Annotated in this window: 2 protein-coding genes; one reads left to right on the plus strand and one right to left on the minus strand. The window is 73.7% G+C overall.

Going from position 1 to position 7320, the window contains the following annotated elements; genetic code table 11:
- The coding region (locus ABFX54_RS55330; protein ID WP_487047341.1) for a F0F1 ATP synthase subunit B family protein at positions 1 to 7082 on the minus strand (7082 nt) is incomplete at its 3' end.
- Here ABFX54_RS55330 and ABFX54_RS55335 point away from each other — a divergent pair.
- The gene (locus tag ABFX54_RS55335) at positions 7081 to 7296 is read left to right on the plus strand and encodes a hypothetical protein (protein WP_346115382.1); all 216 of its coding nucleotides are present in this window, start codon (positions 7081 to 7083) and stop codon (positions 7294 to 7296) included. The genes ABFX54_RS55330 and ABFX54_RS55335 overlap by 2 nt on opposite strands.
- Positions 7297 to 7320 lie beyond the last annotated feature (24 nt).

The raw sequence follows: 7320 nt of genomic DNA on the forward strand, positions 1-7320 counted from the left end.
GGCCCGCTGGCGGCGGGCCAGGCGGGCGCGCCGGGCGCGGGCGTGACGGCGCCGCCGTCGCGGAGCGTGGCGGTGAGCTGGTCGGCGAACGTGCCCTCCACTTCCGAGGTCAGGAAGACCTGCCGCAGGTCCAGCCGGGGGTTGCGGAGCTGGTCCGCGGCCTCCAGCAGGCCGGGCGGAAGGGTGGAGAACGCCTCGGCGAAGCCTCCGTCGGGGGTGCGGCTGGTGATCCTGCCGTCGGGGTAGGCGACGTAACGGTGCAGGCCGTCCGGCTCGCGTACCGCGACGACCGCCGCCGCCCCGCGTTCCCTGGCGGCCAGGCGGGCGTCGCCGAGCACCTGGATGAGCCCCTGACGCCCGGAGGCGGGCACGAACGGGAAGGTGTGCGACACGTCGGACTCGGGCCCGATGCGCACGCCCGACTCCATCCGATCGAGCAGCTCCTCGAGCTCCTCGGCGAAGAGGGTCACGTCCACCTCGCCGCCGCTCGCGCCCGGCATGCGGACCGGGTCGCCGACGGGCCGCACGTCGCCGTTGCGCAGCCGGGCCACGTGCTGGAAGACGAGGTCGTAGTCGACCCGCAGCCGCACGGTGTAGACCTTGCCGCGCACGAACCTGCTGCGTTCGCGCCGCGCCCCGTGGTGGTCGTTCACGCTCTCCGACGACTGCTCGCCGGCCCTGGTGCCGTAGTCGACGCCCAGCCCGGTCTTCACGGAGGCGTTCCCGGCCACGGGCAGGACGCGGCTGCGCGACACGCTGATGTTCTGGGCGTCGGCCTTCCTGTCGACGTCGCCCTTCTCGGCGTCGAACGGCCCGGCCACGACGGTGAGATCGGACAGGCGGGCGCTGATCGTGACGTCGGCGCCCTGGTCCTTGAACTTCTGCCTGGCCATCCGGACGACGATGTCGCCGCCCGGCCCGGCCATCCGCTCGAAGCCGCTGATCAGCGCGGACGGATCGAGCCTGGCGACGAGCTCGGCCCGGCGTTCTGCGACCGTGTTGCGGCCCAGCATCTTGCCCAGCTGGGCGGTGACGACCTCGAGGAGGGTGGGCCTGGCGGGGTCCTGCCGCAGTGTCTCGACGAAGTGGCCGGAGTGCAGCTCGACCCGCCGGGGGTCGGTCACGGTGACGAGCGGGCCAGGGTCCTCGCTCGCGGGCCTGACCATGCCGGTGGGCAGGCGGCGGACGAGCTTGGCGTCGTACCGGACGGGGAGCGCCTTGGGACGGCGGCGGACCCGCTCGGCCGCGGCCTTGATCGCGGCGGCGGCGCGGGCCCTGCGGGTCGCGCCCGGCGCGGTCCTGATCCGGGCCGGCTTGCGCTCGACCTCGATGACCAGGACCATGTCCTGCTCGACGCGGTCGAGGCCGTTGAACAGGCCGATGCGCTGCAGCCGCGTTCCCTGCTCGTTGCTGGTGCTGGAGAAGGAGCGGCCACGATCGGTGGACAGGCCGAAGCCGCCCCCGTCCCCGTCGTCGGTGCTGGAGGTGTCGGCGCCGGCGGAGTAGGAGCCGTTGTACCCCTCGACGTGCGACAGGTCGGTGTAGCGGTAACGCTGGATGATGATGCCGGAGTCGGAGGTGTGGCCGAGGAATCTGCCCTTGCGGGGGTCGGCTCCTTCCGCGTGCTCCAGCCGCACCCGTACGGTGACCGCCTCGGCTCCGTCCGCCGGACGCCCGCTCTGTACGTGGTACGTCTTCTCGAAGCCGTTGGCCGACCACATGGACGGGACGCGGATCTGCGCCCGGTCGCCGGCGAAGTCGACGCTCGCCTCCCTGCGCAGGGTCGGCGTGTTCTCCTCGGCCCCGGGCATCGCCTCGTTCACGGCGTGCAGGACCGCGTCCAGCAGGTTGACGTCCTCGTCCTGGTCGTTGGTCAGGTCGAACGACTCCACGACGCTCAGGCCCATGCCGTTCTCGTATTGGGGCCCGAACACGACCTCCTCGCTGCGCCGGATCTGCTCCTGGGCCTGGCTCAGCACCTCGTCGAGCCGGGTCTCCTCCTCGCCCTTCTTGGCCCGCGTGGCCTCGGGGGCGAGTCCGGCGACCTTTCTGAGCGGCTTCAGCAGTTGCTTGGCGCTGTGCCTCTTGGCGAGCGGCGGGACCTCGCCGCGGGTGCGCGCCTCGGCCAGGGCCTTGACGTAGGTGTGGACGAGCGGCACGGCGAGGGTGCGGTCCAGGGTGAGGCTGCCGTTGCGGAAGCGTTCGACGGCGTCGGCGACCAGGTGCAGCGGGAGTGCGAGGTCACCGTCGGCGTACATGCGCAGCGCGTCGTACTCGGGGATGGAGAACAGGACGGCGCCCTCGGTGGTGGTGGTCCCCGGCTTGCCGGCGGGGACGCGTCCCTCCTCCGTGGGCAGCGCGTTCGGGCGGCTCTCCTGGCCGTTGAGGGTGACGTCCATGTCGGCGCGGAGCACGTACTGGCGGCCGAACTCGATCGTCAGCTCCTCGGTGCCCCAGATGTCCAGGATGGAGGTGGAGTTCGAGGTGCCCCCCGAGCGCGAGGGCAGCGTGAGCGAGCCGCCGTCGCTCTGTGTGCCGCCGCCGTCCAGGTCGCTGAGGCCGGCCGAGCTGCCGACCGACAGGCCGGTCGAGGCGCCCCACGACACCCCGGCGCTGCCCAGCCCGAACAGGATCTTGCCGACCACGTGGTCGACGACGCCGATCACCTCGGCCTCGCCGAGCTCGCCCTGCACGGACACTGACGACTCGGTGGGCGCGACCCCCTGCGGCCGGATCGCCGTGTCGCTGCTGACCGGCCTCTCCAGCAGCTCGGGGTGCGAGACCAGGTTGCGCGTGTTGAGGAAGGCCGCGATGTGGTGGTAGGCGGGCGAGTCCTCCCGCATCCCGGCGGGCAGCACCCGCCGCGCCGCGGCCATCGCGCCGCGCACGTCCATGGCCAGGAGCGTGGCCCGGCTCATCAGCTCGCGGGTCGGCTTGCCCACCGAGGCGCTCTGGGCGGGGCCGTCCACCGGGAGGAGGTCGACGGGTATCGCGATCCTCGCCTTGCCGTCGCGGGAGAGCAGCAGTTTCGCCTCGCCGTCGTGCACGAGTTCCACGACCAGCTTGTGCTTGACGTCCATGAGCGCCAGGGCGCCCTTGGTCTCCCCGAGCGTCACCACGTTGACGGTGCCGCCGGTGCTGGAGCCGGCCGTGTGGGTGATGTTGCCGCCGCCGTTCACCCCGACCTCGTGCTTCAGCCCGTCATGGCCCTCCGGCGGGCCGTCGCCCATGCTGGCGGACGCCCCGCCGCTGTAGGTCCTGGACCGGCTGATGGCCCGCGCGGAGGTGTCGGTGCCGATGTCGAGGTCGACGTTCGTGTCCTCCTCGCTCAGGCCGACGTACGTGCCGCGGTCGCTGAAGTCCTGTTTCAGCGACACGCGCACGGTGTAGTGGTCGGGTGCGCTGTTGAGTCCGTGCTTGACCAGGTCGATGAGGAGGCCGTCCTGTGCCGCCTGGCTGTAGCCGGTGCGCAGGCGCCGCTCGGACAGCTGCTGGAGAACCTCCTGGAGGTTGAGCGCCTGGCTGGCGCGGACGAGCTCGTTGGAGTCGTATTGCGGGACGCCGTCCACGATCCTGGGCACCAGACCGGTGTCGGCGAGCTGGCCGAGCACGTCCTCGGCGACGTCGTCCATCCCGAAGATCTCGTGCACGATGCCAGGGCCCGCGCCGCGGATCTGCCCGGGCCCGTCGCCCATCACCTCCGGCAGCTCGGTCTTGCGGCCCTTGATCGGCACCGGCAGGGGGTCGCCGCGCAAGACGTCGTTGCCGTCGGCATCGGTCAGTACCTTGCCGTTCACGTGGATCCGCGCCGCGGCGTCCACGGGCAGGCCGAACCGGTAGGCGAGGCGCTCCTGCATGCGCACGAGCGCGTCGCTGCGCATCGGCGGCAGCGTGACCGGCGGCTCGCCGATCTTCTCCACGGTGAACGTGTGCCGCAGCTCCAGCCGGTAGCCCTGGGTGGGCCGGGTGAACCTGAGCACGGTCGGATGGATGGCCTGGCCGTTCGCCGTCGCCGAGTACGTCTGCGACGCCGACCGCGTCCCCTTCACCCGGGGGCCGATCGCCGGGTCGTACCCCGCCATGATGTCGACCGCCTGCAGCCCGGGGACGTTCAGCCCGGCCGAGGAGTTGGCCTCCAGCGACCCGCCCGAGGAGACCCCGCCGGGCGACGCGGCGAAGTCGACCAGCACCTCCTCCTCCCACTCCTGGTTGCTCGGCCCGCCGACCGGGCGGCTCGCGACCAGGACGACCTCGGTCTTGACCTTGATGCGGGCCCGGGGCTTGCCGTCCACGTCGATGACCCGGTCGATGCCCTTGTCCGTCGCCTCCCGCAGCCGGCTCGGCAGCTCCTCGGTGATGAACTTGCGCAGGTTGGACCGGGAGTTCGTACCGATCTGAGCGAAGTCGCCGCCGAGCCGGCCGACGAGCGCGTCGAGGGCCTCCTCCAGGCCGGTCATGCCGGTGACGACGTGGTTGGGCAGCGCGCGGGTGCGGCGTGCGTCGTCGATCCGGACCAGATTGCGCGGCGGCTGGTCGGTGTAGGAGTGCGACACCCACAAGCGCTGGGCGGGGATGTCGCCGGGCAGGCCCGAGGCGACCTGGGTGGTGTCGCGCCAGGCCACCTCGCGTCCGGTGCGGATCTCGACCGTCCACGTGGCGGCCGCGTCGAGCAGCAGGGACTCGCTGCGGTTGTCGGAGACCGAGCCGCCCTGGGCGTACATGCCCGCCCCGCCCGACACCGACCAGTTCCGCCCGGCGCTCGCGCCCACGCCGAGGCCGACCAGCTCGCCCACCGTGCGCGCCCACTGGCCCTCGGGCAGCATCTGGGCCAGCCCGCTGGTGTTGAGGTTGCCGAACACGCCGGCGCTGCCCGACTCGGTCGCGGTGACCGTCCGGCCCGCCTGGAAGAAGATGCCGACCATCATCTCGGACGCCTTCACGGCCGGGTCGATCACCTCGACCAGGTCGGAGAGCGTGAGCCGGATGCGCAGCTCGGCGGCCGACTTTCCGTGGCCGGTGCGCAGCACGACGCCTTCTCGCGTGACGACCTTGTGGAAGTCGGCCCTGATGGCCCGCCCGAGCTCCTCGGGGGTGTACTGCTTGGCGATCCCCTCGCGTTCGAGCATGGTGTTGACCGTGCGGGTGAGCGCGCCGAGGTGCGCCAGCCGGCCGGCGGGCATCGCGGCCGACAGGGCGACCTCCTGCGGCAGCGCGGCGGCCAGCGCGTCGAGGTAGCGCTGGTGCTGCTCCGCGGCCTGCCTGGCCAGGCGCGCGGCGATGTCGGCCATGCTGACCTCGCCCGGCGCCGGGGGCACCGAGGCGAAGCGCAGCGCGCCCACCAGTTGCTCGTACGCCTGCCTGGCGCGGGTGGCCTCCGCCAGCGCGGCCTCGTAGGCGTCGGCGATCCTGGTGTGCCTGGCCTGCGTGTTGCGGTGGCCGCGGGCCTCCCGCTTGGACTGGCGGGCACGTTCGTAGCGGCCGGAGTCGTGGTGTTTCAGCGTCTTGCGCGCCGAACGCCTGGCCTTCTTCGCCTCCTTGCGGGCGTTCTCCGCGCTCGCCCGCTTCGAGGCGATCTGCTGCTGGAGTGCCCGTTCCGCGCCTTCCAGCGCCGTGACGACCGCCGCCACGTCGGCGGTGAGCGGATCGCCGGGTACGCCCGGCGCGTGCGCCGGGCGGCCGTCGTTGCTCGGGGCCCAGGGCGGGGCGGGCGGGGTGTCCCCGTGCTCCTGCAGTTCGCGCATGACGCCGTCGATGTCCACGGCCAGGCGGCGCTTCTCGGGCAGCGTGGGGGCCGCCCGCCACTGCTCGGTCAGGTACGCCAGCTCGTTGCGCCGGGCGGGCACGCACTCGTCACGGGACGGCCGGTTGCCGGGCAGCACCCGTCGCAGGACCCCCTGACCCGAGCTCTGCCGGGTGGCCTGCAGCCGCTGGAGGGTGTCGGTGATCTCGTGCAGCCAGAGCCTGGGCAGCTGGTCGGAGGCGACGCGGGGGTTGAGGTGGACGACGTGCGGGTCGTCGGCCGTGCCCTGCTTCAGCTTCGTCTGGCCCATCAGGCGGGAGTCGAGGCCGCCCACGACCGGGTGGAAGTGGTGCGTCTGGCCGTCACTGGTGGTGACCAGCAGGGTCGTGCCGTCCGGGGACCAGGCCAGCGCCTGGACGTCCTCGTCGCCGAAGTGGTCGGGGCGCAGGTCCGCGGTCGCGTCGCGGGCCTCGTCGAAGGTCAGGTCGGGGCCGGTACGGGTGCCGGGGACGTAGCCGGTGCCGGGCACCGGCCGCGAGGTCACGGTCCCGGGGGCGCTCGCCGGCGCGGGAGCCGCGGCGCTGCCCTGGGGTTGTGCGGTGTCCGGGGCGCCGCGCGGGGACGTGTTCGGGCCCCCGTCCGGGCTGCTGTCCGGGGCGGCGTCTGGGCCGCCTTCCTGGGTCGCTGCGGAGAATCGCTCGTCGGCCTGGGCGACCAGGAGCAGCGAGGCCGCCTCCACCTCCAGGTCCGCCTGGTTCTGCACCTGGGTGGCGCGGGCGTGGAGCAGGGCGCCGATGCGGCTCAGCGTGGCGGCCGGGAGGACCCGGGTCCCGCCGGGGACCGGGACGATGAGGTCGCCCGCGGGGCCCATCACCGCGTTCGGGAAGTTCGTGCCGATCGCGTCCACCAGCGCCGTCCGCGCCCGGCCCGCGGGCGTCAGCTGGGCCGCGGCGGGCACCGCGGCGCCCTGGGTCCGGTCGGGCCCGTCGCCGGGCTCCCCCACCGGCGTGGCGTCCGCTTGAGGCGACTCGCCTCGGGACGCCGGTCCGTTCTGCGCGGACCCGTCCTGGGCTGAGCCGTCCGCTGCGGGACCGTTCTGTGCGGCACCGTTCTGTGCGACGCTGTCCGGCCGGGAAGCCGTGTCGCCGACGGCGGGATCACCGCCGTCCTGTGCCGTCGCGCCTCGGGCGGGCGTCTCGGGGTCGGCCTGGGCGGGGGTGTCGGCGGTGGCCAGGGGCGACGGCTCGTGGTCGGCCGTGCCGGGCCGGCGGCCGGCGCCCTGGTCCGCGGCCGGGTCCCCAGTCGAGTTCGCGGCCGGGTTCGCGACCGGATCGGCGTTCATGACCGGCTCCGGACTCGGCTCCGGTTCTGGGGTCGCCTCCGGGTCCGGGGCCGGCCGGGGGGCCGGGTCCGGTGTCGTGTCGGGGCTGGACGGAGCGCGGCGGGGTGCGGACGGGTCGGCGTCGGGCATCGACGACCGGCCGCCCTGCGGCGCGGAGGACGAGGCGGTGCGCTGGGCGGGCACGCCGGCGTCGGGGATCCGGGTGGCCGTCTGATTGCCTGCCCGGCCGCCCGAGGCG

Source organism: Nonomuraea maheshkhaliensis (genome assembly GCF_039529435.1).
Taxonomy (GTDB): Bacteria; Actinomycetota; Actinomycetes; order Streptosporangiales; family Streptosporangiaceae; genus Nonomuraea; species Nonomuraea maheshkhaliensis.

What these genes read in the sequence shown, in the direction of transcription:
- ABFX54_RS55335 (WP_346115382.1), top strand. Translation starts at nt 7,081, where the DNA reads ATGACCGGCTCCGGACTCGGCTCCGGTTCTGGGGTCGCCTCCGGGTCC.